Source organism: Nonomuraea fastidiosa (assembly GCF_042751225.1).
In the GTDB taxonomy this organism is placed as follows: domain Bacteria; phylum Actinomycetota; class Actinomycetes; order Streptosporangiales; family Streptosporangiaceae; genus Nonomuraea; species Nonomuraea fastidiosa.
Genome location: NZ_CP170570.1, coordinates 5,539,026 through 5,565,954, shown reverse-complemented (window position 1 = coordinate 5,565,954; position 26,929 = coordinate 5,539,026). Strand labels below are relative to the sequence as shown.

At 71.2% G+C, this 26,929-nt stretch carries 16 protein-coding genes and 2 pseudogenes; 8 read left to right on the top strand and 10 right to left on the bottom strand.

What is annotated here, in order from left to right; genetic code table 11:
• The first annotated feature begins 65 nt into the window (after positions 1-65).
• The 3 genes from ACFMQL_RS25710 (at position 66) to ACFMQL_RS25700 (ending at position 7,042) form a co-directional block, all read left to right on the top strand.
• A complete protein-coding gene (locus ACFMQL_RS25710) occupies positions 66-2,843 on the top strand; it encodes an FAD-linked oxidase C-terminal domain-containing protein (RefSeq protein ID WP_364056074.1) in 2,778 nt (925 codons plus the stop codon).
• 25 nt (positions 2,844-2,868) lie between these two features.
• On the top strand, positions 2,869-4,365 hold the full coding sequence (locus ACFMQL_RS25705) for an SLC13 family permease (protein ID WP_378787391.1): 1,497 nt from the start codon (positions 2,869-2,871) through the stop codon (positions 4,363-4,365).
• Between the two features lie 2,029 nt (positions 4,366-6,394).
• Positions 6,395-7,042: an NBR1-Ig-like domain-containing protein gene (locus tag ACFMQL_RS25700; protein ID WP_378787389.1), complete on the top strand. Its 648-nt coding sequence runs from the start codon at positions 6,395-6,397 to the stop codon at positions 7,040-7,042.
• A 9-nt stretch (positions 7,043-7,051) separates the two neighbouring features.
• On the opposite strand, the gene ACFMQL_RS25695 is transcribed toward ACFMQL_RS25700, so the two are convergent.
• Positions 7,052-8,914: an ABC transporter ATP-binding protein gene (locus ACFMQL_RS25695; protein WP_378787388.1), complete on the bottom strand. Its 1,863-nt coding sequence runs from the start codon at positions 8,912-8,914 to the stop codon at positions 7,052-7,054.
• A gap of 233 nt (positions 8,915-9,147) precedes the next feature.
• On the opposite strand from ACFMQL_RS25695, the gene ACFMQL_RS25690 reads away from it, so the two are divergent.
• Complete coding sequence (locus tag ACFMQL_RS25690; protein ID WP_364056089.1) at positions 9,148-10,308, top strand: hypothetical protein; 1,161 nt, start codon at positions 9,148-9,150, stop codon at positions 10,306-10,308.
• Between the two features lie 16 nt (positions 10,309-10,324).
• On the top strand, positions 10,325-10,930 hold the full coding sequence (locus ACFMQL_RS25685) for a snapalysin family zinc-dependent metalloprotease (protein WP_378790208.1): 606 nt from the start codon (positions 10,325-10,327) through the stop codon (positions 10,928-10,930).
• A 372-nt stretch (positions 10,931-11,302) separates the two neighbouring features.
• On the opposite strand, the pseudogene ACFMQL_RS25680 reads toward ACFMQL_RS25685, so the two are convergent.
• Positions 11,303-13,435, bottom strand: a pseudogene (locus ACFMQL_RS25680) (glycoside hydrolase family 3 N-terminal domain-containing protein); the annotation flags it as partial.
• Between the two features lie 590 nt (positions 13,436-14,025).
• On the opposite strand from ACFMQL_RS25680, the gene ACFMQL_RS25675 reads away from it, so the two are divergent.
• The 3 genes from ACFMQL_RS25675 (at position 14,026) to ACFMQL_RS25665 (ending at position 16,029) form a co-directional block, all read left to right on the top strand.
• A complete protein-coding gene (locus ACFMQL_RS25675) occupies positions 14,026-14,187 on the top strand; it encodes a hypothetical protein (protein WP_364056098.1) in 162 nt (53 codons plus the stop codon).
• Positions 14,184-15,545 (top strand): glycosyltransferase, encoded by a 1,362-nt coding sequence (locus ACFMQL_RS25670; RefSeq protein ID WP_378787386.1) that lies wholly within the window; start codon positions 14,184-14,186, stop codon positions 15,543-15,545. Before ACFMQL_RS25675 ends, ACFMQL_RS25670 begins: the two co-directional genes overlap by 4 nt.
• Positions 15,546-15,630: 85 nt before the next feature.
• A complete protein-coding gene (locus tag ACFMQL_RS25665; protein ID WP_364056104.1) occupies positions 15,631-16,029 on the top strand; it encodes a peptidase inhibitor family I36 protein in 399 nt (132 codons plus the stop codon).
• Between the two features lie 73 nt (positions 16,030-16,102).
• Here ACFMQL_RS25665 and ACFMQL_RS25660 read toward each other — a convergent pair whose 3' ends face one another.
• The 8 genes and pseudogenes from ACFMQL_RS25660 to ACFMQL_RS25625 form a co-directional block, all read right to left on the bottom strand.
• On the bottom strand, positions 16,103-17,809 hold the full coding sequence (locus tag ACFMQL_RS25660) for an ABC transporter family substrate-binding protein (RefSeq protein WP_364056107.1): 1,707 nt from the start codon (positions 17,807-17,809) through the stop codon (positions 16,103-16,105).
• Positions 17,806-19,875, bottom strand: coding sequence for an ABC transporter ATP-binding protein (locus tag ACFMQL_RS25655; RefSeq protein WP_364056110.1), 2,070 nt, complete (start codon positions 19,873-19,875; stop codon positions 17,806-17,808). The genes ACFMQL_RS25660 and ACFMQL_RS25655 overlap by 4 nt, the downstream gene beginning before the upstream one ends.
• Positions 19,872-20,713 (bottom strand): annotated as a pseudogene (locus ACFMQL_RS25650) (ABC transporter permease). Before ACFMQL_RS25650 ends, ACFMQL_RS25655 begins: the two are co-directional and overlap by 4 nt.
• A 1-nt stretch (position 20,714) precedes the next feature.
• The gene (locus tag ACFMQL_RS25645) at positions 20,715-21,692 is read right to left on the bottom strand and encodes an ABC transporter permease (protein WP_364056116.1); all 978 of its coding nucleotides are present in this window, start codon (positions 21,690-21,692) and stop codon (positions 20,715-20,717) included.
• Positions 21,693-22,046: 354 nt separating this feature from the next.
• Positions 22,047-23,027: an aminoglycoside phosphotransferase family protein gene (locus ACFMQL_RS25640; RefSeq protein WP_364056119.1), complete on the bottom strand. Its 981-nt coding sequence runs from the start codon at positions 23,025-23,027 to the stop codon at positions 22,047-22,049.
• Between the two features lie 174 nt (positions 23,028-23,201).
• Positions 23,202-24,854, bottom strand: a complete 1,653-nt coding sequence (locus ACFMQL_RS25635) for a four-carbon acid sugar kinase family protein (protein ID WP_378787382.1) — start codon at positions 24,852-24,854, stop codon at positions 23,202-23,204.
• A 133-nt stretch (positions 24,855-24,987) separates the two neighbouring features.
• On the bottom strand, positions 24,988-26,235 hold the full coding sequence (locus ACFMQL_RS25630; protein WP_364056125.1) for a RuBisCO large subunit C-terminal-like domain-containing protein: 1,248 nt from the start codon (positions 26,233-26,235) through the stop codon (positions 24,988-24,990).
• Positions 26,228-26,878 carry an aspartate/glutamate racemase family protein gene (locus tag ACFMQL_RS25625; RefSeq protein WP_364056128.1) on the bottom strand — a complete coding sequence of 217 codons (651 nt, stop codon included), beginning with the start codon at positions 26,876-26,878 and terminating at the stop codon, positions 26,228-26,230. The genes ACFMQL_RS25630 and ACFMQL_RS25625 overlap by 8 nt, the downstream gene beginning before the upstream one ends.
• Between the last annotated feature and the right edge of the window lie 51 nt (positions 26,879-26,929).

Below are 26,929 nucleotides of genomic sequence, written 5' to 3'. Positions count from 1 at the left end.
CCTGGCACGGACGATTCGGGGAGGCGCCGCATGAGCCTGGCACGGACGATTCCGGGAGGCGCCGCGTGAGCCTGGCACGCACGCTGGCCCCGCTGCTGGCCGGCGACGTCAGGGACGACCCGTACACCAGGCACCTCTACTCCTCCGACGCCAGCATGTACGCCATCGAGCCGCTGGCCGTCGCCTTCCCCAGGCACGCCGACGACGTGCAGGCGCTGGTGGCGGCCTGCGGCGAGCTGGGCGTGCCGGTGCTGCCGCGCGGCGCGGGCACCAGCCTGGCCGGGCAGACGGTGGGCGCCGCCGTGATCGTCGACTTCTCCCGGCACATGAACCGCATCCTGGAGATCGACGGCGACACCGCGCGGGTGCAGCCCGGCGTCGTACAGGACCAGCTCAACCGGGCCGCGCGCAAGCACGGCCTGATGTTCGGCCCCGACACCTCCACCAGCAACAGGGCCACGATCGGCGGCATGATCGGCAACAACTCGGCCGGCAGCCACTCCGTCCTGTACGGCTCCACCATCGACCACGTCCAGGCGCTGAAGGTGGTGCTGGCCGACGCGAGCACGCCCGACCTCGCCACCGACGCCCGGCTCAAGGCCGCGGTCGGCGAGGTGCTCGATGGGCTCGATCTGTCAGGCTTCCCGCGTTTCTGGCGGCACTCCGGCGGCTACCGGCTGGACGCGGCCGCGGCGGGCGGCGACGTGGACCTGACCAAGCTGATCGTCGGCTCGGAGGGCACGCTGGCCGTGGTCACCGAGGCCACGGTCGGTCTGGTGCCGCTGCCGCGCGCCAAGGCCATCGCGGTGGGCCACTTCACCTCGACCCCGGCGGCCGTCGCGGCCACCGCCGACGCGCTGTCGCTCGGCGCGGCCTCGGTGGAGCTGCTGGACAAGGCCATACTCGACCTGTCCAGGCGGCGGGTCGACTACGCGGCGCTCGCCTCCATCGTGGAGGGCGATCCCGAGGCGCTGCTGTTCGTGGAGTTCTTCGGCGACAGCCCCGCCGAGGTGGCCGAACGCGTGGACGAGCTGGCCGCCGCGTGGCGGGCGGGCGGGCACGGCTACCACACGCTCAAGGCGTACACGAAGGGCGAGCAGGAGGCCGTGCTGAAGGTCCGCAAAGCCGGGCTCGGCCTGCTCATGGCCTCTAGCGTCGGCAGCCGCAGGCCGCTCGCGTTCGTCGAGGACACCGCGGTGCCGCCGGAGCGGCTGCTGCCGTACGTGGAGGAGTTCGCCCGCGTGCTCGACCGGCACGGCCTGCGCGCCGGCTTCTACGGCCACTGCTCGGTCGGCTGCCTGCACATCCGGCCGTTCGTCGACCTGCGAGAGCCCGGCGAGATCGCCACGATGCGGGCGGTCGCCGAGGAGGTCGCCGACCTGGCCGCCCGCTACGGCGGCGTCAACTCCAGCGAGCACGGCGACGGGCTGGCCCGCTCGGAGTTCAACCGGCGGCTGTTCGGCGAGCGCATCTACGAGGCGATGCGGCAGGTCAAGCGGATCTTCGACCCCGACGGGCGGCTCAACCCCGGCAAGATCGTGGACGCGCCGCCGATGACCGAGCATCTGCGCGATCCGGCCATGCCCGAGCCGCGCCCGCTGGCCACCACGCTGGCCTTCGGCGGCGGCATGCACGCAGCCGCCGACCGGTGCATGAACGTCGGCGTGTGCCGCAAGGACGACACCGGCGTCATGTGCCCGTCGTACATGGCGACCCGCGAGGAGGAGCACTCCACCAGGGGACGGGCCAACGCGCTGGTCAAGGCGCTGTCGTCGCCCGACCCGCGGCGGGCGCTGGGCGATGAGCGGCTGCACGGCATCCTCGACCTGTGCCTGGAGTGCAAGGCGTGCCAGTCGGAGTGCCCGCTCGGCGTGGACATGGCGGCCTTGAAGAGCGAGTTCCTGCACCAGTACCAGAGTCAGCACGGCGTGCCGCTGCGCTCCCGCGCGTTCGGTGCGATCAGGACGCTCAACCGGCTCGGCTCGGCCACGGCGCCGGTGTCCAATTGGCTGGCCGGCGCCGTACGCGGCCCGCTCGGGCTGGCCAGGCGCCGCCCGCTGCCCCGCTTCCACCGCGACAACCTGCTGCGCTGGTTCGCCCGCCGCCCCGCGCCACCGGACGGCGGCGAGGAGGTGATCCTGCTCGCCGACTCCTTCACCACCTTCAGCGAGCCCTCCGCCGGCCGCGCCGCCGTGGAGCTGCTCGAACGGGCCGGCTACCGGGTGCGGCTGGAGTCCGAGGGCTGCTGCGGCCGTTCCAGCATCTCCAAGGGGCTGCTCGATCAGGCACGTTCGATGGCCTCCGACATGGTCGGCCGCCTCTCCGGCTCCGACGCGCCGATCGTCGGCCTGGAGCCGTCGTGCCTGCTGACGCTCAAGGACGAGTACGCCGCTCTGCTGCCAGGAGACCCCCGGGTGGCGCAGGTCGCGGCGCGGGCCAGGCTCGTACCCGACCTGCTGACGCAAGCCATCGACGACGGCCGGCTGGTGCTCGGCGACGCGCTGCGCGGGCGCGAGATCCTCCTGCACGGCCACTGCCACGAGAAGGCCGTCACCGGCACGGCGGCCACCCGCGCGCTGCTGTCCAGGATCCCAGGAGCGGAGGTGACCGAGATCGACGCCGGCTGCTGCGGCATGGCCGGATCGTTCGGCTTCGAGGCCGAACACTATGACCTGTCCATGAAGATCGGCGGTCTCCGGCTCTTCCCGGCGATCGCCGCATCCCCACCTGACACCCTGCTCGCGGCCACGGGGGTCTCGTGCCGCCAGCAGATCGCACACGGCGCGGGACGCATGGCGCGCCACCCGGTCGAGCTCGTCCACCAGGCGGCCGGCCTGACCTGACTCTCGGGGGAGATCGGAGTTAGCAGTGTCCGCAGAGCTCCTGTCCATCCTCGCCCTCATCCTCATGTTCGTCGTGGCCACGATCTTTCCCGTGAACCTCGGCGCGCTGGCCCTCGTCGGCGCCTTCCTGGTCGGGACGCTGGCCGCGGGCATGAGCACCGACGACATCCTCGGCGCGTTCCCCGGCAGCCTGTTCGTGATCCTCGTCGGGGTGACGCTGCTGTTCGCCATCGCCACCAACAACGGGACCGTGGACTGGCTGGTCCGGGCGGCCGTGCACCTCGTACGCGGGCGGCTCGCCGCCATCCCGCCGGTCGTCTTCGTCATCTCCGCGCTGCTGACGGCGGTCGGCGCGCCCGCCCCCGCGGTGGCGGCCATCCTGGCGCCGATCGCGTTCGGCTTCGCCGCCGAATACCGCATCCACGCCCTGCTCATCGGGCTGATGGTGGCCCACGGCACGCAGGCCGGCGCGTTCTCCCCCATCAGCGTGCTCGGCGGCATCGTGAACGGCGTCGCAAGCGAGGCCGGCCTGCCCATGGACTACCTGGTGCTGTTCCTGTCCAGCTTCGCGTACAACACCGCCGCCGCTGTGATCGTGTTCTTCGTGTTCGGCGGGCGTGATCTGATCCGCCGCGGCACCCACGTACCCGCGACAGAACAACCCGCGACGGCGACCGCTCAGGCGACGGAACACTCGACGACCACCACCACATCCGCAGCAGAACGACCCGCGACAACCGCCACACCCACAGCGGAACGACCCCAGACCACCGCCACACCCACGACGGAACGACCCCAGACCACCGCCACACCCACAGCGGAACGACCCCAGACCACCGCCACACCCACGACGGAACGACCCGCGACAACCGCCGCACCCGCTACCGGACAGCCCTCGACCGCCGACGATGGTGGGCTGCGGCTGACCGCGCACCAGGCGCTCACACTCACCGGCATCGTCGCGCTGTGCGTGGCCGTACTGGCGTTCAAGCTGGACGTCGGGCTGACCGCCATCACCGTGGCCGTCGTGCTCTCCCTCACCTCGCCGAAGTCGAACAAGGGCGCGGTGGAGCGGGTGGCCTGGCCGACCGTGCTGCTGATCTGCGGTGTCGTCACGTACGTCGGCGTGCTGCAGGAGATCGGCACCGTCGACTACGTCGGCTCGGCGGTGGCCGCGATCGGCGTCCCGCTGCTGGTGGCATTGCTCATCTGCTACGTCGGCGGCGTGGTGTCGGCGTTCGCCTCGACGGTCGGCATCCTCGGCGCGCTGGTGCCGCTGGCCGTACCGCTGCTGTCGCAGGGCACGCTCGGCCCGATCGCGATGATCGCCGCCCTGTCGGTATCGTCGGCGATCGTGGACGTGAGCCCGTTCTCGACCACGGGCGCGCTGCTGGTCGCCAACGTACGCGGCATGCCGAGGGACGATTTCTACCGCAAGCTGCTGGCGTACGGGGCCGCGATCGTCCTGGCCGGCCCTCTCGCGGCATGGGCAGTCCTGGTCGCGCCCGGCTGGCTCGGCTGACCGGCACCGGCCGCACCACCGCCCCCACGCCAGCCGCTGACCGGGCAACCGTCACCGCCCCCGCCCCACCCGTCCCGACCACACGACCATCACCGCCCCCGCCCCGGGCAGGCACGACCGTGCGGCCGACCGGTCGCGGGCCGACCGTACCGACCACACGACCGACCGATCGCACACCGACCGTACCGACCACACGACCGACCGGTACGGCTACCCCACACTGGCCACCGACCATGCGGCCGATCCAGCGCCGGCCATGTCGGCTGTGCGGCTGATAGCGCGAGCCTCCGGGCGGCTGCTCAGGTCCTCCGGGCGGCTGCTCAGGTGGGGCCTGCCAGTCGTGCCAGGCCCAGTCCGCTGACCTGCACTTTCCTGCACCCGCTGCGCTACTGGAAATGCCCGCACATTTGCAGGACCGCCGACTCGCGCCGTTTACCGGAAGGCCGCTTTTCGACCAGCCGATTCGCAATCCGGAAGGTTTTACGGTCTGGCCATGGATGGAACGGTCCGAGCCGAAAATGTTCCGGAGCCGCCCTCAGAGGCGACACCGCATGCCCCAGTTCATCACTATAAGAGCAATTCATCCCTTTCTGCCGTTCCCCAATTGGGGCATTTCGTCCGCCGAAGGGCCTTTTGGTAACCTCCCTTGGTCTTGGTGTGATGCGGCGATCGCCGTACATGCGACTGACCGAAATAGGGGTGGGATGGCGCAGTCACCTGGACATCAAGGCGAAGGCACGGCCAGCACGCGACGGGGGCGCAGGCCGATCCGTCCGGATCCGGCATCGGGGCCCGTCGCGCTCTTCGCACACCTTCTCTGGGAGCTCAAGAAGGAGGCGGGCGACCCGTCCTTCGCGGACATGGCCTCCAAGCTCGGCGCGGCGGCCTCCAAGTCGTCCCTGGCAGCGGCCGCCCGAGGGAAAGCGCTGCCAAGCTGGGAGACGACGTGGGAGTTCGTCCGCGTACTCGCCGTCGATCGCCTCGGCCGCGACCCCGACGAGGTACGCCGCGAGTGGCGCGCCCGCTGGGAAGAGGCCGGCCTTCGAGCCCTCAGAAACCGTCGGCCTCCGACGCCACGGCCGCGGACAACGCCGCCGCTCTCCCTGCACCGGCTCCTGACAAGAACGCTCCCGACGAGAACGCGTTCGCCGAGCGTCCGGACGACAGCAGGAGCACGCCCACCGTGCGCCCCGACAACGCAGGCAACCCGGTGCCCGCGACCACTCCGTCCGGGGACGCACCCACCGGAACTGCTGCTCCCGGAGACCACGCCGCTCCGTCTGAGAACGCTGCGGAAGCAGCCGCCTCCCCCGTCGAGGTGGCCACCCAGGCAGACGACAGGCCCGCGTCCTCGAGCGGCACGCCCGCGCCCACCGCGCCGTCCGCGCACCCAACCCCTGCCCCCAACAACCCAGCCACCGCCCCAGACGCCACAACCACGCCTGCGGGCGGCACGACTGCGCCAACCACACCCTCCGCGCACCCAACCCCTGCCCCCAACAACCCAGCCACCGCCCCAGACGCCACAACCACGCCTGCGGGCGGCACGACTGCGCCAACCACACCCTCCGCGCACGCAGTCGGCGCATGCGGAGAGGCGACCACTGCACCAGGCAACACGGCCGCACCCTCGGGCGACGCCACCACCGCCCAAGGGAAAACGACCGCCCCCTCCGGCGACACCACCACCGCCCAAGAGAAAACGACCGCCCCCTCCGGCGACACCACCACCGCCCAAGAGAAAACGACCGCCCCTTCCGACGACACGACCGCCGGCCCAGGCACCGCGACCACACCCTCCGGCGACACCACCACCGCCCCAGGAAACGCGACCGCACCTCCCGGACACACGACCACGCCCTCCGGACACGCGTCCGCGTCCACCGCGGACACGACTGCGGCGACCGCATCCTCGGCGGCCCCGGTCACCGCGCCCGAGGCCGCGACCGCGGAGGCCGCTTCGCCAGCCGACCCCCATCCGCAGCCCGACCCCCACCCGCAGCCGGTGCCGCGCCGCAGGACGGCGCTGGTGACCGCCGTCGTTGCGGTGGCAGGGGTGGCGGCCGTCGTCCTGGGGTGGCTGGTGCCGACGGTGGCCGGCGACCGGCAGGAGCACGCGGCCCCGACCAGCACCACGCCGGACACCCCGATCCCGCCGACCGCGCCCGCCTCGCCACACCCGGCCACGCCCACCGCGCTCACCTCGCCGCACCCGGCCACACCGACCGAGACCGCTTCGCCACACGCGAGCACACCGACCGAGCCCACCTCACCACACACGAGCACACCCACCGAGCCCACCTCGCCGCACCCGGCCACACCGACCGTGCCCGCCTCCCCGCACGACGACTCCGTGTTCGAGCGGGACGTCACCTACCCCGACGGCAGCGTCGTACGGGCGGGCGAGCGGTTCGACAAGACCTGGCGCATCCGGAACGCGGGCAACGTGCACTGGCACGACCGCTACCTCACCCGCATGAACGACACCCCCTGCAAGGCCCCCAAGCGGGTGGCGATCGGCCCGGTACGTGCGGGCGAATCGGTGGACATCACCGTACGGGTGCGCGCCCCCGACTCGCCCGGCCGCTGCAAGATCTATTGGAAGATGACCGACGAGGACGGCGCGCCGCTGCTGGCCGACAAGCGGCCCATCTTCCTCGACGTCACCGTCGCCTGAACGCGGCGGTCATCGATAGGCGGCCGCCTGGAGGGTGTAGAGGTCGGCGTAGAGGCCGTTCAGCGCCATGAGCGTGTCGTGGTCGCCTTGCTCGGTGACCTCGCCGTGGTCGAGCACGTAGATGCGGTCGGCGTAGCGCACGCTGGCCAGCCGGTGGGTGATGAGCAGCACCGTACGGCCGTCGGAGTGAGCGCGTACCCGCTCGAAGAGGGCGTGTTCGGCGCGGGCGTCGAGGGCGGCGGTGGGCTCGTCGCAGATGAGCAGGAGAGCGTCGCGATGGAACCCCCGGGCCACGGCGATGCGCTGCCACTGGCCGCCGGACAGCTCGTGACCGTCCTTGAATCGGCGGTCGAGCAGGGTGCGGTAGCCGTGGGGCAGCTCGGCGATGACCTCGTCGGCCCCGGCGACCGAGGCGGCGGCGTGGAGGGCGGGCTCGCCCTTGTCGGTGCCCATCGTGATGTTGTAGCGGGCGGCGAGCGGCCAGCGGGTGTGGTCCTGCGCGATGACGGCGGTGCGCAGGCGCAGCTCGTCGGGGCCCACCTCGCGCAGGTCGGTGTCGTCCCACCGCACGGTGCCGCTGTCGGGCTCGTAGAGCCCGGCGAGGATCTTGGCCAGGGTGGTCTTGCCGGAGCCGTTCTCGCCGACGAACGCGATCACCTCCCCCTGCTTGATCTCGACCGACACCCCGCGCAGGGCCGGGCCGTCGGCGCCGGGGTAGGTGAAGGTGACGTTGTCGGCCGTGATGGCCGAGAAGCGGTCGGGGGCGGGCCGGGAGCGGGGGCGGGTGACCCGGCGTTCGGCCTCGGCGCAGAAGTCGAGGAAGTCGGTGAAGTAGAGGCCCTGCTCGTAGAGGTGGTTGGTGGCGTACATGAGGTTGGCCAGCGAGGTCTGGCCGGAACGGATGGCGAGGACGGCGGTGCCGGCGACGGCGAGCGGGATGGCGCCGATCGCCAGCAGGACGCCCAGCGCGACGTAGACGAGCGCGGTGCCGATGCCGCCGAGCGCGTCGCCGACCAGCCTGGCCACCGTCTGGCGGCGGGCCAGGCGCAGCAGGACGTCCTGCTGGGCGCGGGCCACGACGTCGTACATGCGCAGCAGGAAGCCGCGCATGGAGAACGAGCGCACCTCGGCGGCGCAGGACCGGCTGGCCATGAGATCGCCGATGATCCACTTGCGGCGGGCCACCGGGATCAGGGAGTACATGGCGGTGTAACGCATGCGGGCGCTGCGCACCGCCGCCCAGGCGTCGGGCAGGACGGCGAGCAGCAGCAGCGGGAGCAGAACGGGGTGGAGCACGCCGAGCACACCGGCGGCGGCGCCGATGCCGATGACGGCGGTCACGACGTCGATGGCCGAGCTGACCACGGAGCCGGGCACGGCCACGCCGCGCGATGTGGCGCGTTCCAAAGAGTCGTGGAAGTCGGGGTCGTCGTAGGAGACGAGCTCCACCCGGCTGGTCAGCCCGTAGAGGCGCTCCTCGGTGTGGCGGGCGATCTGGGGGGTGAGCCGGGACTGCGCCCAGCCCGCCCCCGCCTGGACGGAGCTGCGCAGCACCGCGGCGGCGCCGACGAGGGCGAGGCTGGGCAGCGCCGCCATGACGCGGTCGGGGGTGGGGCCCTCGCTGAACAGCGCGGTCAGCACGCCGGTGGTGGCCAGCAGGCCGAACGCGGTGAACAGGCCGCCGAGCAGGTTGAGCACGACGGTGGCCAGGGTGTCGCGGGGGCTCGCCTGCCAGGCCATGCGCAGGGCCTGACCGACGAGCGACGGCAGCCGTCTGGCGATGGTCAGGAAACCGACCTCCGCCATCTTGTCGGTGTGGACGCTCCAACTGGGGAGGGCTAGTTCGCCGATGTCGAGCGACTCGTTCTGCATGCTCCGAGTGTGCACGCGGCCACTGACAGTTTTCGATGACCGCAGAGCGCGGCTTTTGTGAGGAGATCGCCAGGAGTCAGAGGGCTTGTCATGTAAGTTTCACGCTCGGTTGACGGCCGATTTGAACGTTGTGATACTCCGTGCGATTCAACCCCCGTTCCACCCGCTTGCTGCCGAGCAAATGTGCAGGTCAGGAGCTTTGTCGCGAATGAATCGATTCATGGGAGCGGAGCATGTTACGCAGCAGCACGAGGAAACTCATCACGGGCCTCGCCGCACTCGCGCTCGCGGCGACCGCGCTGTCCGGCCCCGCCGCCGCGCAAACGCCCCCCAGTAAGGCGCTGGCCTGCGGCGACGGCTCGTACAACGCCGAGGCCGTGCTGAGCGGCGGCACCTGGACCGCGCGCAACGGCAGCAGGACCGTCTACACGGGAAGCAGCATGCTGTCGGCCATGCAGGCCGCCGTGAACAGCCTCACCGCCGGCCGCACCTCCAAGCAGCGCGTCGTCGTACGCGGCTCCGGCTCGATCAGCGCCGGCTCGCGGCTGTCGCTGCCGAGCTACACGGTGCTGGACGTCTGCGGCACCGTGAACGTGACCGGCTCCGGCTCCGGCGACCAGGCCGTCGTGTACGCACGAGGCGTCACCGACGTCGAGGTCCAGCACCTGAACGTCACCGGCACCCCGCTGTACGGCATCTTCGTCCGCAACGGCACCGACATCACCCTCGGCCAGATCGATCTGCGCCTGTCCAGCGGGCTCGGCATCCGCATCGACAACCACGGCGACCGCAGCGTACGGACCAGGAACGTACGCATCGACAACGTCTACGTCTCGGGCACCAGCACGCACGGCGTGGAGACGTACGGCGTGGACGGCCTCACCGTCGGCACCGTCGTCGCCCGCGACACCGGCCACTCCGGCCTGCTGCTGAACGACACCATCAACGCCACGGTCGACACGGTGGACGCGCAGAACGCCGGCACCGGCACCGGGTACGCCGCCTTCCGCATGGCCAACAGGAACGGCAGGATCGGCTCCGGCTATCCCACCAACATCCGCGTCAACCAGGTCATCGCGCGGGGCGGCGGCAGGGGCGTGTTCTGCGTCTCGGAGAGCGGCGGCGCCGTCATCAACCGGGTCGACATCGCCCAGACCGGCAACAACGCGATCCTCATCGAGAACTGCTACAACGTGAACATCGCCGCCCAGGGCGGCAGCGTCCAGGGCCCGGGCGACATCCGGATCGCCGCCCGCTCGGAGTTCCCCAACACCGCCGACATCACCATCCAGAACCTGACCGTCACGAACTCCGCCCTCGTGGAGAACCCGTGCGGCGTCAACATCACGTTCAGGAACAACACGCTGGTCAACAGCCGCCAGTCGATCTGCTGAGCGGGGCCATATCACGGTGATAGGAGCAACTTGGTACCTCTTCCGGGGGTTGGTGGTGCGCATACCGTCACAACACCCCCAACTTTCCGGAGGAGGCTCCGTGACCAAACGCCTTCGCATCGTCCTGTCCGCCGTACTCAGCCTGGCGTTCCTGCTCATCACCGCCCCCGCGCAGGCCGCCGCCCTCGTCACGGTCATCCGGTACGACGCGAGCCGCGCCGCCGAGTTCAGCGCCACCATCGATCAGGCGGCGCAGGTCTGGAACGCCAACGTGTCGAACGTACGGCTGGTGCGCGGCACGCCCGCCCACTTCGTGGTGATCGCCGACAACGGCTGGCCCCGCGCCCTGCCCACCAGCCTGGGGCGCGGCACCGTGTGGATGGGCCGGCAGGCCGTGGACCAGGGCTACTACCCCCTGCGCATCGCCACCCACGAGATCGGGCACATCCTCGGCCTGCCCGACCGGCGTACGGGCCTGTGCAGCGACCTGATGTCGGGCTCGAGCGCGCCGGTGAGCTGCCAGAACGCCGCCCCGAGCGCGGCCGAACGCGCCGAGGTCGACCGTAACTTCGCGGGTGCGACACCCCAGGTGACGTTCGGCACCCTCCACGTGGACCGCTGACCTTGCGGGTGGCGCGCCGCCCTCGGCGAACCGCTCCGCCGGTGGTGGCGCGCCGCCCGTAGCGGCGAGCGGACCGCTCCGCCGGGAGGGCGCGTCGCCCGGGGCGACGAGCGAACCGCTCCGCCGGAGGCGGCGCGCCGCCGGCGGCCCTCTGGGTTCGGCAACGCCAGCGCGCCCGGTTTCGGGCCCAGCGGCACAGCACCGGCTCCGCGGGCGGGACCCGGGCCCGGGGCGGCCCGGGTCAGCTGCAGGTGTACGACGTGGGCAGGGAGGTGTCGCCGTCGGGGCGGGTGGCCTGGAAGCCGAACGACGTGCTCTCCCCGCCCCCAGCGTGCCGTTGTGCGGGGCGTTGCGGGCGGTGACGGTACGGCCGCTGACGCTCACCTCGGCGTTCCACGAACCGGTGATGGTGTGCCCGGCGGGAAGGGTGAAGGTGACCGTCCAGGACGTTCTGGAAGATGTGCCGGTGTTGGCGACCGTGGCCTGGATGACGTACCCGGTGCCCCACTGGCTCTGCGTGGACGGTGTGACCGTGCAGCCGGATCCGGTGCCGTCGCCGGACGTGGTGACCGTCACGGTGCCGGAGCGGGGTGAGCGGTTGCCGGCGGCGTCCCTGGCGTAGACGGCGAAGGTGTAGGAGGTGTCCGGCGACAGGCCGGTGATGGTGACGGAGGTGGAGGTGACGGAGGCCGCCGGTGTCTCGGCGGAGCCCTGTAAGCGGACCACGTCGTACCCGGTCACGCCGACGTCGTCGGTGGCGGCGGACCAGGTGAGGGTGGCCGAGGTGGAGGTGACGCCGGAGGCGGTGGGGGTGCCGGGCGCGGTGGGCGGGGTGGTGTCGTCCTCTCCGCCCGGCTCGTACGTCAGCCCGAACCCCTGCGGGAACAGCGGCGTCTTGCCGTCACCCGCGTTGATGGGCTGCTGGGAGGCGCTGTTCATCCAGGTCATGGGCAGCTTCCCGGTCGGCTGGACGACGCCGAACAGCACGTCGGCCACGCCCTGCCCCTCGGTGCCCGGCAGCCAGGCGGCGACCAGGGCGTCCCAGCCGGGGAGTTGCGCGGCGATGTCGAGGGGCCGTCCCGAGACGAGGACCACGACGACGGGGACGCCGGAGGCCCGCAGGTTGGCCAGGGTGTTCAGGTCGGTGCTGTCGAGGCCGAGGTCGCCCGGCCGGTCGCCCTGCGTCTCGGCGTACGGGGTCTCGCCGACGACCGCGATGGCGACCCGGTACGAGCCGTCGATGCCGCTGCCGTCGCGGCTGTAGGTGACGGTGGCGCCGGAGCCGACGGTGTTCCTGATGCCCTCCAGGATGGTGGTGCCGGGCGTGATGTCGCCGGAGGAGCCCTGCCAGGAGATCGTCCAGCCGCCGCTCTGGTTGCCGATGTCGTCGGCGCTCTTACCGGCCACGAAGATCTTCCCGCCGGTCCTGGCGAGCGGCAGCAGCCCGCCTTCGTTCTTCAGCACGACCTGCGACTTGGCGACGGCCTCGCGGGCCAGTGCCCGGTGCTCGGCGCTGCCCACGGTGGAGGTGTACGACCGGTCGGTCAGCGGCTTCTCGAACAGCCCGAGCTCGAACTTCTTGGTCAGGATGCGGCGTACCGCGTCGTCGATCCGTTCCATGCTGATGCGCCCTGCCTGCACCTCGGCGCGCAGCAGCTCGATGAAGCTCCGCCACTCGGTGGGCACCATCGCCATGTCGATGCCGGCGTTGATGGCGGTGCGCACGTCGAGCGCGGAGGTGCCGGGCGCGCCGTCGATCTGGTCGATGCCGTTCCAGTCGGAGACCACGAACCCGTCGAAGCCCAGCTCGCCCTTGAGCACGTCGGTGATGAGGTAGCGGTGGCCGTGCACCTTGGTGCCGTTCCAGCTGCTGAACGAGATCATCACCGAGCCGACGCCGCGCTCCACGGCCTCCTCGAACGGCGGCAGGTGGATCGCCCGCAGCTCGGCCTCCGACAGCCGGGTGTCGCCCTGGTCGACGCCGCCCTCGGTGCCGCCGTCGCCGACGTAGTGCTTGGCGGTGGCGAGCACGGAGGCGGGGCCGTTCAGCGCGTCGCCCTGCAACCCGGTGATGATGGAGGTCATCGACGAGGGCAGGTCGGGGGTCTCGCCGAAGGACTCGTACGTGCGGCCCCACCGGTCGTTGCGGGCCACGCACAGGCAGGGGGCGAAGTTCCAGTCGATGCCGGTGCCCGACACCTCCTCGGCGACGGCGCGGCCGATGCGCTGGACAAGGTCGGGGTCGCGGGTGGCGCCGAGGCCGATGTTGTGCGGGAAGATCGTGGCGCCGACGACGTTGTTGTGGCCGTGTACGGCGTCCACGCCGTAGATGAGCGGGATGCCGAGCGGGGTGGCCAGGGCGGCGTTCTGGAAGCCGTCGTACATGTCGGCCCAGGAGGCGGGCGTGTTCGGTGTGGGGGCCGAGCCGCCGCCCGACAGCACCGAGCCCAGCCGGTACGTGGTGATGTCGGACGCGCTGACCGAGCCGCGCTCGGCCTGGGTCATCTGGCCCAGCTTCTCCTCCAGCGACATCCTGGACATGAGGTCGTCGACCCGGGCGCCGACAGGGAGGCTCGGGTCCTGGTACGGCAGGGCCGCCGCCCCGGTCGCGGGGACCGTAGCCGCGATCGCCGTGGCGGGCACGGTCAGGGTCGCGGCGACCAGGGCGAGAACGGCGGCGAATCCCGTCCGTCTGCGGCTCGCCCGCCATCCGCCCGGCGGCGCGTCGCCCGGTGGCGGGTCGCCCGGTGGCGGGTCCGTCCGCATGAGGGCCCGCCGCAGACCGGTCCGCCATCGGCCGGCCCACGTCGGAACCGTCCGCTTCCTGCTCGGGTTGCTGCTCATCGCACGCTGCTCCGGCTGGCTCGAAGGGATGTGGGAGCGCTCCCAGAGGCACTGTAGGTCACGATCCCCGAGTTTCGCCGCCGCGTGCGAGGCGCCGCCCCGGCGAGGGCAGGCACCAGCGGAAACGGGCCGTACTCCGGTGAAACTTTCAGCTCCTCTTGACCGGCGGGGAGGTTGCCGCGCCCCGGATCCGGCGACATTCCCGCCGTCACCCCTCGCCTTCGTCACCCCTCGCCTTCAGGAGGCCCTTCATGGCGTACGGATCCCTCGCCGGCTACGGCGGCGGCGTGGCGGTGGCCGCGCTGGCCGGCGGGCACCCGTGGCTGGTCGTGCTCTGCGCGTCGATCGCGCTCGGCACGGCCTTCCTGGTACGCGCCCGCTTCCGCCCCGGCCGCGACCCCCTCTGCCCATGACGCGAGACGGGCGCCCCCGGCGGCTCCCATCCGCCGACTACGCCGCCGGTCCCAAGCTCCAAGCATGCGCCGCACTCCTCACCACCGCCGTCGCCGCCTGGGGCGTGACCCATGTGATGGCCGCCCTGCCGAACGGCGGCGGCGAGGCGGCCTGGCCGCTCGCCGCGATCCTGCTGTGGTGGCTGCCGCTGTCGTGGTGCGAGCGCCCGATCAGAGCACGGCGCGACGACCAGGCGAGGCTGGACGCGTTGCGGGTGACCGTACAGATCCCGGTCTACAACGAGGATCCGGAGGCGTTGCGCGCCTGCCTGCGCTCGGTGCTGGCGCAGAGCCGCCCGGTCACGCGGGTGCGGGTGGTGGACGACGGCTCGGACCTGCCGTACGACGACGTACGCACGGAATTCGAGCAGGAGGCGGCGGCGCGCGGCATCGAGACGACCTGGGACCGCACCCCGAACCGGGGCAAGCGCCACGCCCAGATGCACGCACTCGCCGGCGACGACGGGGACGTCTTCGTCACCCTCGACAGCGACTCGGTGCTCGACCGGCACGCCGTCAGGGAGGGGCTGGCCCCGTTCGCGGACCTGCGCGTGCAGTCGGTGGCCGGTCAGGTGCTGGTGCTGAACCGGGCCGATGGCGTGCTCGCCCGCCTGAGCCCCCTGCTGTACCTGCCGTTCACGCTCGGCCTGCGCAGCGCCACCTCGGCATTGAGGCAGGTGCGGCTGAACTCGGGCGCGCTGGCGTTCTACCGGGCGGGCGTGGTGCGAAGGTGCGCGGGCGCGTACGGAAGCGAGCGCTTCCGCGGCCGTCCGATGCAGATGAACGACGACTCGCTGCTCACCTTGCACGCCCTGCTGGCGGGGCGGACCGTGCACCAGCCGTCGGCGATGGTGTTCACGCTCGCCCCGGCCCGGCTCAGCCATCACGTGCGGCAGCAGGTGCGGTGGATGCGCGGCACGGCCGTACGTCATCTGTGGTGGCTGCGCTACCTGCCCCTGACCGGCGCCGCCTTCTGGACCGCGGTGGCCGAGCTCCTGCACCTGCTGCTGGTCGTGGCCGTCCCGGTGGCGCTGGTGGCCGGCCCGGACCACCGGGCTCACCTGGGCGCGGCGGCGGTCGCGACGGGGCAGGCCGCGCTGGCCATGAACTACGCGATGGCGCTGCGGCTGTTCACGGTGCGGCGCAGCGACGAGAGCACACGGGCGCGGCTGGTGCTGTTCGCGCTCGCCCCGCTGGCCGCGCTCTGGCGGCTGCTGGTGCTGCGCCCGCTCCTGGCGTACGCGGTGCTGACGTGCCACCGGGTGGGCCGCTGGGGCACCAGGGCGGGCGTGGAGGTCGGTCTGGCGGCGCGAAATTGATCCCTTTCCCTACAAGATCGCGCCGTGTATGTTCGGGGTGAAAGAAAGTTTCACCCTTGGAGGAAGTGTGGGCAAGAAGCTTCAGATGCTGGCGTTACCGCTCGCCGCCGCCGTCGTGGCCGCGCTCGGAACGCCGGCTCAGGCCGCCGAGGGCTACGACCGGTGCCAGGAGGGCTACTACTGCATGTTCTCCGGCCTCGACGGCACCGGGGACATCATCCAGATCAACGCCGACACCCCCGACCTGGCCGCGCTGGGCATGGCCGACCGCGCCAAGTCCGACTGGAACCGTACCGACTCGTTCATCTACCTCTTCTCCGAGGCGGACTACGACGGCTGCACCGCCGTCACCCAGCCCAGGGACAAGGGCAACTTCTTCCCCACCTTCCGCGACTTCTTCGACTCCGTACGCTTCGACGGCCCCGGCGGCCCGTCCTGCGGCATCACGCTCAAGGGCGGCGCGGCCGACTCGCACGGCGGCTGAAGACCTCCAGAAACGGGGCGACCCCCGGCCTGAGGAGTTCCGGCCGGGGGTCGCCCGTTCACGTGAGAGGGGCTCACTCGGTGAAGCCGACCTCGGTCCAGTCGTAGGTCTTGTAACCCTCAGCGCCCAGGTTGGCCAGCGTCTTCTTGGCCGCCTGGATGTCGGGACGCTGGTACAGCGGGATCGTGTGCACCATGTCCCAGATCATCTTGTCGGCGATGTTCGCCTTCTCGATGGCCTTCTGCGGGTCCATCTCGCCGACGGCATCGTCGATCGCGGCGTCGAGCTCAGGGTTCTCCGACTTCGGGAAGTTGCTCTCGGAGCCGGTCTTGTAGATCTGCGGCAGCGCGCCGAGCGGCAGCGGCGTGCCGATCCACGAGAACGGCACCAGGTCGAAGTCGCCCTTGATGATGTAGTCGGTGAAGAACTTGTCGTCCGGCACCGCGCGGATGTTGAGCTTGATGCCGACCTCCTGGAGCATCGCCTGGGTCAGCTCGCCCTCGGTCTTGGCGTACGGCACGCCGGCGGGCACCACGAAGGTCAGCTCGAACTCCTTGCCGTCCTTCTTGCGGGTCGCGCCCTCGCTCTCCTGCTTCCAGCCGGCCGCGTCGAGCAGCTGCTTGGCCTTCTCAGGGTTGTACTTGCCGAGGTCGCCGGAGTTGTCGACGTACCCCTTGTGGTTGTTCATGAAGACGTGGTTGCCGAGCGTCTGCAGCGGCCAGTCCATGTCCTTCAGGTCGGACTGCGTGATCACGTCACGGTTGATGGCGTACTGCACGGCCTGGCGGACCGACTTGTCCTTCAGGAACTCGCTCTGGTTGTTGACGGTGATGTGCCGCCAGTTGGGGCTGAGCGCCTTGCGGATGTCCGCGTTCGGGACCTCCTTGGCGCGCTTGAGGTCGGCGGGGCTGCCCGGCGGGATCTCCACCATGTCGAGCTCGCCGTTGGCGAAGGCGTTGACCTGCGCGGCGGGCGTCTCGATGGTACGGAAGATGACCTTGTCGAGCTTGGCCTTCCTTCCCCACCACTTGTCGTCGCGCACGACGGTCAGCGTCTTGGTGCCCTCGTCGATCTTCTCGATCTTGAAGGGACCCGCGGTGACCGGGACCTTCTGCAGGTAGTCCTTCTCGAACGCCTCGGGCGAGTCCATGTGCTTGGCCGGCATGAGCGGCGTGAACAGGCCCTGCCACTCCGGGTACGTCTTGGCGAAGGTGACGACGACGACCTTGTCGGAGTCGCCCTTCTCGACCGACTCGATGCGGTCGTAGCCGTCGGTGGAGGTCGGCTTGTACTTCTTGTTCTCGCCGTTGCTGGACTTCCAGATCGCCTCGAAGTCCTTCCACGTGATCGGCGTGCCGTCCGACCACTGGGCCTTGTCGTTGATCGTGTAGGTGATGACCTGCTTGCCCGACGACTGGTCGAGCTTGACGTCGGTCACGTAGTCCTTGTTCGGCGTGAAGTTGGCCTCCGCGTCCGACACCATCACCGACGGCAGGAAGGTGTCACGCATCTCCGAGGTGTCGGCCTGGTTGCCGTCGACGTGGTAGGGGTTCCACTGGCTCGGCCACTGACCAATCGGCAGGGTGAGCGTGCCGCCGTCCTTCACCTGCTCGTACGGGACGGGGTTGATGCTGATGGACGGGGTCTCCGCCATCTGCTGCTGGGCCTGCTGCGACTGCTCGGCGCTCGGCTGCTTGCTCTCCGAGCCGCCGCCGCCGCAGGCCGCCACTGCCATGGCCAGGACCGCGAGCCCAGCGGCCGCACGGTGATGAACCTTCACTCTTCCTCCTGATTGTCCGAGGCCGTGATGACCTCGACTTCCTCCGCGTAGTGGCAGGCGGCACCGTGGTCGACGGCGCTCGTCAGCCGGGCGACCGAAGGCTCCTCCTCCACACACCGCCGTCGCTCGGCCTCGCTGAGCCGGGCGAACTTGGGGCAGCGGGTGCGGAACCTGCAGCCAGACGGCGGGTCGGCCGGACTGGGCAGGTCGCCTTCGAGCAGGATCCGCTTGCGGGTGCGTTCCTTCTCGGGGTCGGGGAGCGGGATCGCCGACAGCAGTGCCTGCGTGTACGGATGCGCGGGCCGGTCGTAGACGTTCTCGACCGCGCCGATCTCGGCGATCCTTCCGAGGTACATGACGGCCACCCGGTCGGCCAGGTGCCGTACCACCGCCAAGTCGTGTGCCACGAACAGGTAGGACAGGCCCAACCTGTTCTTCAGCTCCTCCAGCAGGTTGATCACACCTGCCTGGATGGAGACGTCGAGTGCCGAGACGGGCTCGTCGAGGACGAGCAGCTTCGGCTCCAGGGCCAGTGCGCGGGCGATGCCGATGCGCTGGCGCTGACCGCCGGAGAACTGCTGCGGGTAGCGCTCGGCGTGCTCCGGTGCGAGGCCGACGAGCTGCAGCAGCTCGGCGACCTTGGCGGAGACGTCCTTCTTGCCGTGCGCGCGCAGCGGCTCGGCGATGATGTCACCGATCGGCATGCGCGGGTCGAGCGCCGCCATCGGGTCCTGGAAGACGATCTGCAGGTCGCGGCGGAGCGCCTGGCGCGCGGCCTTGTCCAGCTTGGCGCTGTCCTTGCCGAGCACCACGATGCGGCCGTCCTGCGGCGGCGCGAGCTGCATGATCTGCTGCAGCGTGGTGGTCTTGCCGCAGCCGGACTCGCCGACCAGGGCCAGCGTCTCGCCTTCGGCGATGTCGAAGCTGATGCCGTCCACGGCGTAGACCGTGCCGACGCGGCGCTTGAAGATGGCGCCCTTCATCAGCGGGTAGTGCCGCTTGAGCCCGTCCAGCTCCAGCACCGTGGGGCGCTGCTCGCGCGGCACGCGGACGACGTCGCTCGGCGGGATGACCGGGACCGGGAACACGTCCGCGCCGGTCAGGCCCTTGTGCTCGATCTCGTGCGCGCGGATGCAGGCCACGTGGCGTCCCCCGTCGATCGGGGTCAGCGGCGGCTCCTCCTCCTCGCACATGTCCACCTTCATCGGGCAGCGCGGTGCGAACGGGCAGCCCGGCGGCAGCGAGGCGGGCGAGGGCGGGTTGCCCTCGATGGGCACCAGCGGCCCCTCCTCGCCGTCCACCCTGGGGATCGAGGCGAGCAGGCCCATCGTGTACGGCATGCGCGGCCGGTAGTAGATGTCGTCCACCGAGCCCTGCTCGACCGGGCGGCCCGCGTACATGACGAGCACCCGGTCGGCCATGCCGGCGACGACGCCGAGGTCGTGGGTGATCATCACGATGCCGGCGCCGGTCTCCTGCTGCGCGGTCTTGAGCACCTCCAGGACCTGCGCCTGGATGGTGACGTCGAGCGCGGTGGTCGGCTCGTCGCAGATCAGCAGGTCGGGGTCGTTGGCGATGGCCATGGCGATCATCGCGCGCTGGCGCATGCCGCCGGAGAACTCGTGCGGGAACGCCTTGGCCCGCAGCTGCGGGTTGGGGATGCCGACCAGGTCGAGCAGGTCCACCGCGCGCTTGGCCGCCTTGTCCTTGGGCATCTTCTGGTGGATGCGGACGGCCTCGGCGATCTGGTCGCCGATCGTGTAGACGGGGGTGAAGGCGGACAGCGGATCCTGGAAGATCATGCTGATCGCCTTGCCGCGTACCTTGACCAGCTCGTCTTCCGGCATGCCGAGCAGCTCTTGGCCGTGCAGCTTGACCGAGCCGTCCACCACCGCGTCGCGCGGCAGCAGGCCCATCACGGCCAGCGACGTCACGGACTTGCCCGAGCCGGACTCGCCCACGATGCCGAGCACCTCGCCGCGCTCGACCTCGTAGCTGACGCCGCGCACGGCCTCGATGCCGCCGGGGAAGGTGACGGTGAGGTCCTTGACCTCCAAGATGCTCACGAGTTGCTCCCCGGGTCGAGTGCGTCACGCAGCCCGTCGCCGATCAGGTTCACGCTGAGCACCAACGCGACCAGCAGGCCGGCGGGAAGGCGAACAGCCACGGGTAGCCGGTGGCGTTGCCGGAGCCGAGCGCGATCAGCGTGCCGAGCGAGACGTCGGGCGGCTGGATGCCGAAGCCGAAGAAGGACAGCGCCGCCTCACCGATGATCGCGCCACTGACGTTCAGCGTGGCGTCGATGATCAGCAGGGACGACAGGTTGGGGACGATGTGCCGGAAGATGATCTTCCAGCGCGGGATGCCCATGTAGACGGCGGCCAGGACGTACTCGCGCTCGCGCAGCGAGAGCGTCATGCTCCGCACCACCCGCGAGGTGATCATCCAGGAGAACGCGGCCAGCAGCACCACGAACCACAGCCAGGAGGCGCCCTCCTTGAGCCGGGGCGAGACGATCGCGATGATCAGGAAGCTGGGCAGGACGAGGAGCAGGTCCACGCCCCACATGAGCACCTTGTCCACCCAGCCGCCGAAGTAGCCGGCGAACGCGCCGACCAGGGCGGCCAGGGCCGTGGAGATCAGCGCCACCAGCAGGCCGATGACGATCGACTTCTGCATGCCGCGCAGCGTGACGGCGTACACGTCCTGGCCGATCGAGGTGGTGCCCCACCAGTGGTCGGCGCTCGGCGGCTGCAGGAAGGCGAGGAAGTCCTTCTCGGTCCAGTCGTACGGGCCGAAGTACGGCCCGATGTAGGCCAGCGCCACCAGCAGGATCAGCGCGATGATCCCGTAGCGGGCCTGCTTGTTGCGGTAGAGGCGCCGCAGGACGACTTTCGATCGCATCTCAGCTCACCCGCACCCGTGGATCGAGGGCCGCCACCAGCACGTCCGACAGGAACGACGCGACGAGGACGCACACCGCGGCGAAGAAGGTCACCGCGGCCACGGAGTTGACGTCGTTCTGGTTGATCGAGTCGACCAGCCACGCGCCCATGCCGTGCCAGGCGAAGATCTTCTCGGTGAACGTGGCTCCGGTGAACATGGTCCCGAACGCGAACGCGAAGTACGTCGCCGACGGGATCAGCGCGGTGCGCAGCGCGTGCTTGATGAGCGCCGTCCTGCGCCGCAGGCCCTTGGCCATCGCGGTGCGGACGAAGTCCTGGTTCAGCACGTCGAGCATCATGTTGCGCTGGATCCGGCTGTAGAAGGCGATCGAGCCGAGGCTCAGCGAGATCGTCGGCAGGATGAGATGGTTCAGCCGGTTGAGGAACTGGTCCCAGCCCGACAGGCGCGGGTTGTACTCGCCGGTGTACTCGATCAGCGTGAACCCGAGCCCTCTGTTGAGGTTGTAGGTCGCGATCGCCAGCAGCGTGGCCAGCACGAACACCGGGATGGCCATGATCACGAAGGAGCTGACACCTATTAACCGGTCAGTGATCTTGTACTGCTTCACCGCGGATATCGCGCCAAGTGCCACGCCCACCGCGAACCCCAGCAGGGTGCCGATGAACAGGAGCCGGAGACTGACCATGATGCGGCGGCCCATCTCGTCGTTGACCGAACCGCCGTTCCAGGTCTTGCCGAAGTCTCCGGTGATGACCCCGGAAGCCCAGGTCACGTAGCGCTGCAGCACGGGAGTCTTGTCGTTCAGGTTGTAGGCGTCCAATGTGGCGTCGATGGTCGCCTCGGGGACCGGGGGCTGCCGCCCCTGGTACGACGCCCGCGGGTTCAGCGTGGTCGCCGCGAGCATGTACGCCAGGCTAGCCGCGATAGCGACCAAGATCACATTTATCGCCAACCTGCGGAGCAGGTACTTGCCCATCACTCTCCGTTCGCGCTGACCGAGGGCGCGAACTCCACGCGGAGCGGCGCCCCCTCAACGGAAAACCCATCTCACATCGCGAAATTCACGTGACGTCAAGATGACTGATCAACGCGCAATATATAAGGAAAGGGATAACAGTCAGAATCGCGGCATATAACGTTAAGGTCACTCGCAATAGATCGCCGGACGCGGCGCCCGGTCGCGGATTTCCCGGGCCCACCTGCGGAAACGCGGATGATCAGATGGCCGTCGCGGCGCCCGCGGGATGCGCTTGTGTCACAGAATCCGGACATTAATTGACGGCTCAGGCCGGTGATCCACATCATATTCGGTGACGCCTCTGTGTGAGCGTCAATCGATCTCCGCGAGCGCGGCCGCCACGTCGTCATAGGAGCGGCTCACGCCGTCGGTCTGCCCGTGCCGGTGCCGCTCCAGCCGGATGGCGCCAAGATGGCGGATCTCGTAGATCACGGAGCGCCAGACCGCCGCGGGGGTGCGGTCCGGCTCTCCATACGCCTCCCAGAACGCCAGCCGCTCGTCCTTTTTGGCGTTCGCCATCCTGATCGTCCAGTCGGCGGCCGGGTCGCCCCACCACGTACGGTCCAGGTCGAGCACCCCCGTGAGCGTCGGCTCCGGCGCGTCCGCCGCGACCATCGTGTTCACCGTCCACAGGTCGCCGGTGAGCAGGCGCGGCTCGGTGATCTCGTCGAGTACGTCACTGCGGCTCTCCGCCAGCGCGGCGGCCTTGCGCAGGTCTGCGCCGTGCAGGCCGGCGTCCTCGGCGTCGGCGGCAAGCTCGTGCAGCGCGCCCGCCACGGCCTCGCTCCACGTGCGGTACGTGGGCGCCGCCACCGGGCCGAACCCCGGGCCGCGGATGTCGTGGACCGTCCTGGTGATCTCGCCGAGCCTGCGGAAGAAGCCTGTCCAGGTGGGGCGCGGGTAGCTCGGCAGGCGGTCGGGCGCGGGCACGCCGTCCAGGAACGTCTGCACCATGTAGTCGCGGCCGATCAGCTCGTGCGACCAGTCGGCGGCGATGATGCGCGGCATCAGCGGGGCGATCGGCGCGAGGTAGGGGGCGGTGGCGTACTCGTTGCGCATCAGCTCACGCTCCGAGCGGGCCTGACGGGCGGGGTCCGGCGCGAACCGCATCACCACCGGCCGGTCCCGCCCCTCGATCGTCACCTTGTACGTGGTGTTGTACATGCCGAGCCCCAGCTCGGCCGCCGAGACGGCGTCACGGCCGAAGACCCGGCGCGCGATCCGCTGGATGTGGTCGGGGGTCACGGACTGCTGGAATGCCTGGGCTGGACGGTCGATCGGCTCGAAGCGCATGCCGACCATCATCCCGCTTCCCCACGATCCCCCCATCCACGACCTTCCTCCCCGCCCCTTCCCGCCACCGGCGCTTCGGCCGGGCCGACGCCTCGGAGCAGCCCGATGCCGCAGAGCGGGCCGGCGCAGCAGAGCGGGCCGGCGCCGCAGGGCAGGCCGATGCCTCGGGGCGGGCTAGTGCAGGCGGCGCGCGGAGCCGGCGGCGGCGCGGAGGAAGAAGTCGTCGCCGCCCACCTGACCGCCCTTGAGCGCCACCTCCAGTCCGTCGAACGCGGGATCGTCGGCGGCGAGCACGCACACAGGCCCGCCCACCGCCAGGGAGGCGACCACGTCCAGCGCGTGCGCCCCGAGCGCGGTCACCACCTGCCCTGAGGTGTCGCCGCCCGCCACCACCAGCCGCCGTGTCAGCCCGGCAGCCACCGACGCGGCGGCCACCCGGCCGAGCAGGTCGCCGATGCCGTCCGGGTCGCGCTCCGGGCCCAGCGTGGTCTGCACGATGGTGTGGCGACCGGCGCGCAGGCTCACCTCGGCCGCCGCGATCGCCGCCATCCCCTCGGACGCGTCCACGACCGCCCAACCCGCCTCCGCCGCCGTGGCGATCTGCCGCGCGGTCACCGGAGACCGGCTCCCCGACACCACCAGTACGGGTCCCGCGGGCCCGAGTTCCGGTCCCGCTGGCACGAGCCCCGCATCGGCGGGCGCGAGTCCCGGCCCGGTGGGCGCAAGCCCCGGCCCGGTGGGCGCAAGCCCCGGACCGGTGAGCGCTGGTCCCGGCCCGGCGGGTCCGCGTTCCGGACCGGCGGGCTGGGGTTCCGGATCGGCGGGTCCGCGTTCCGGACCGGGTTCCGACCAGGCAGGCTCAGCCGGCGCTGCCGTACCCGACCGCCACCACGCCGCTGCCGAGGCCAGCGCCTGGCTCATCCCGCCGGACCCCACGCACCAGAGCACGCGTCGGCCGGCCCCGGAGGGTGCCCCGCCCGAAAGCGCCTCGGAGCCGGTGGAGGCCCCGGCCGGGTGAGCGCTCGCGGCGAAGGCAGAGCCGCCGGGAGCAGAGCCGCCGGGAAGCGCCTCCGACAGCGTGGAGGACCCAGCGCTCGCGACCGGAGACGAGCCCGCGGAAGACGCCGCGAAGGCCGAACGACCGGTGCCTCTAGCCCCTGACGCGGAAGGAGCACCCTCGGGCAACGTCGTCAGGGCATCGGCGAGGAGGAGGCGGCCGAGGGCGTGCACGTGGTCGTCCGTGGTGGCGTCGGCGACGAAGGCGGCGTGGCCGCGCAGCGCGAGGTAGCGGTCGCGGGTCGCCCCCGCGGGGAGCCGGCCGACCGGGCCCGCGCCCTGTTCGGCGAGCCGGATTCGCAGGTCGGCCTCCCTGGCGGGCGTGACGGGGTGGTCGCGGGCGGGCGGGTAGCGGTCGAGGCGGAGCACGTCGTCGCCGGAGCGGACGAAGTGGTTGGCGTACCAGGTGTAGCGGCCGAACTCGGGCTGGGCGGCCAGCACCGGCACCGGCCCGTCGGCGAGACCGGCGCGGTGCAGGGCGGCGATGACCGCGCCGATGCTGCCCCGCTCGGGTGCGGAGTCGAAGGTCGAGCAGATCTTGTACTGGACGGCGAGGGGGCACAGCGCCGCCACGGCCCGGAGCGCGGGGAGCGCGATCGGCACCGGGTCGTCCGCGGCCCTGGCGGTGGTGGCCAGGCCGATGACGTCGGCGCGATCGTGCAGGCGGCGCGCGTCGGTGACCAGCGACCCGGTCAGCCCGTAACGCCGGAACTGCCACAGCGCGTCCGTCGCCCCGGTGAAGTCGTCGGCCACGAAGGCGAAGAGCGTCACCGCCCGGCCTCGCAATCGCTCATCGGGTCATCACCGAACCGCAGCGCTCCCGGGCCGAGCCGGCTGGCGTCAAGGGTCATCGGGCCACCGCCCAACCGGGAGCACTCCAGGGCGCCTCCACCTCCGTCAAGGGTCATCGGGCCACCGCCGTACCGAAGTGCTCCAAGGCGCGGGCCAGCTCGGGCGCGTCCACCTCGGAAAGCGGCACGCCCGCAGCCGCGGCCTGCCACGCCTGCCGGATGCTGGTGATGCCGGCGGCGGGCCCGTCGGGGTGGCCGAGCACGCCGCCGCCGGCCAGGACGAGCAGGTCGTCGGTCCCCGTACGGTCGAGGGTGACGGGCGCGGTCCCCGCCCACTGCGCCGACGACAGCACGGGCAGGCAGGCGAAACCGCCCAGCAGGGGCGCGCGGACGGCCGCGACCGTGTCGGCCACCTCGTCGTCGGTGACGTAGAACTTGCTGTGGAAGCCGCCGCAGTGCAGGTGGTCGGCCCCGGCGAGGCGGGCCAGCTTCTGGTACGCCACCAGCCCGATGCCGATCCCGGGATGCCGGGCGAGCGCGCCGACCCCGGCGAGGTGGCCGTGGATGGGCACCTCGGCGTGCCGCCGCAGCATGGCGACGGCGGGCAGGCCGACGGCGTTGAGGTTGACCATCACGCAGGTCCCGCCCGCCGCCACCACCAGGTCGTGGTTGCGCAGCATGCGGTCGGGCTCGTCGCTGATGTTGAAGGCGTACATGGGCCGCCGCCCGGTGCGGCGTTCGACCTCGTCGAGCGCGGCGGTGACGGCTTCGACGCGCTGGGCGAGCGGCGCGGGCGGGCAGTCGGCGTTGACCTCGTCGTCCTTGATGAAGTCGGCCCCGGCAAGCCCCAGCTCCCGCACGAGCGGGACGTAGTCGGCGGGGCGCAGCCCGACGTTGGGCTTGACGATGGTGCCGATCAGCACGCCTTCCGGCCGGCCGACGAGCCGCCTGGTGCCTTCGACGGCGTACGCGGGCGGCAGGTACGCCTCACCGAACGCGGCGGCCGGCTCCAGGTCGACGAGCTTGAGCCCGGCCGCCTCGCGCAGCTCGTAGAGGTTGCCCGCGACGACGGGCAGCAGGTTCGTCAGCGACGGCCCGGTGTTGTCCAGCGGGAACCCGATGCGGACGAGCGCGGCGCGCAGCGGCCCGTCGCCGCGCGCGCCGGGCAGCGGCTCGGTGATCGGCGGCGGGATCTCGGTGATGCCGAGCACGACGGCGGCGTGGCGGGCGCGTAGCTCGTCGGTCTCGCCGGCGACGCTGACGAACGTCCCGGTGCTCTGCTCGCCGGCGATCGCGCTGACGGCCCGCTCAAGCGGCAGCCGGGTGACGACCCGGTACGTGGCGACGGTCAGCTCAGCCATGCAGCTCCTTCGCCAGGTACTCCATGGCCAGCGGCGGGCTGGCGAGGATGGGGACGGGCGAGGGGACGGCGCCGGCGACCCTGGCCATGGACGCCTGGGCGAGCACGATGACGTCCACCTCCCCGGCCAGCTCGGTGAGCGCGGCGGAGACGCGGGCGTCGTGGGTGGCGGCGTCGCCGCTCATCAGCGCCTCGAACGCGCCCTCGCACAGCCGGGCGGTCAGCGCGATCTCGGCGCCCGCCGCTTCTGCGCGGCGGCGTACGAGGTCGGCGGTGGGTTCGAGGGTGGTGGCGAGGGTGGCGATGACGCCGATCCTGGCTCCGATGGCGACGGCGCGGTCGGCCATGGGCCGGTCGACGCGGGTGACGGGCACGCCGGTCAGCGGCTCGGCGGCCTCGACGGCGGCGCCGATCGACGAGCAGGTGACGAGGATGCGGTCGGCCCCTGCGGCCTCCGCGCTGGCGATGTGCCCGGCGACGCGGCGGGCGGTATCGGGGGTGAGCCGCCCGGCGGCGACGGTGTTCTTGATCAGGCTGTCGTCGACGATGTTGAACGTCTCGACGCCCGGCAGGTGCCGCGTGCACAGGTCGGCGAAAACCGGCACGAGCGTCGCCGAGGTGTGGATGAGTCCCAGGGTCGTCATGGCCGCTCCCTCGCGGGCGAGCAGGGGGTGGACGTGGGTCGAGGTCGGCAG

Bases quoted from the DNA above. Each gene is read 5' to 3' on its own strand.
- ACFMQL_RS25670 (WP_378787386.1), top strand. From the start codon at position 14,184: ATGACGCGAGACGGGCGCCCCCGGCGGCTCCCATCCGCCGACTACGCC.
- ACFMQL_RS25625 (WP_364056128.1), bottom strand. From the start codon at position 26,878: ATGACGACCCTGGGACTCATCCACACCTCGGCGACGCTCGTGCCGGTT.
- ACFMQL_RS25645 (WP_364056116.1), bottom strand. From the start codon at position 21,692: ATGGGCAAGTACCTGCTCCGCAGGTTGGCGATAAATGTGATCTTGGTC.
- ACFMQL_RS25690 (WP_364056089.1), top strand. From the start codon at position 9,148: ATGTTACGCAGCAGCACGAGGAAACTCATCACGGGCCTCGCCGCACTC.
- ACFMQL_RS25665 (WP_364056104.1), top strand. From the start codon at position 15,631: ATGCTGGCGTTACCGCTCGCCGCCGCCGTCGTGGCCGCGCTCGGAACG.
- ACFMQL_RS25695 (WP_378787388.1), bottom strand. From the start codon at position 8,914: ATGCAGAACGAGTCGCTCGACATCGGCGAACTAGCCCTCCCCAGTTGG.
- ACFMQL_RS25640 (WP_364056119.1), bottom strand. From the start codon at position 23,027: ATGCGCTTCGAGCCGATCGACCGTCCAGCCCAGGCATTCCAGCAGTCC.
- ACFMQL_RS25630 (WP_364056125.1), bottom strand. From the start codon at position 26,235: ATGGCTGAGCTGACCGTCGCCACGTACCGGGTCGTCACCCGGCTGCCG.
- ACFMQL_RS25675 (WP_364056098.1), top strand. From the start codon at position 14,026: ATGGCGTACGGATCCCTCGCCGGCTACGGCGGCGGCGTGGCGGTGGCC.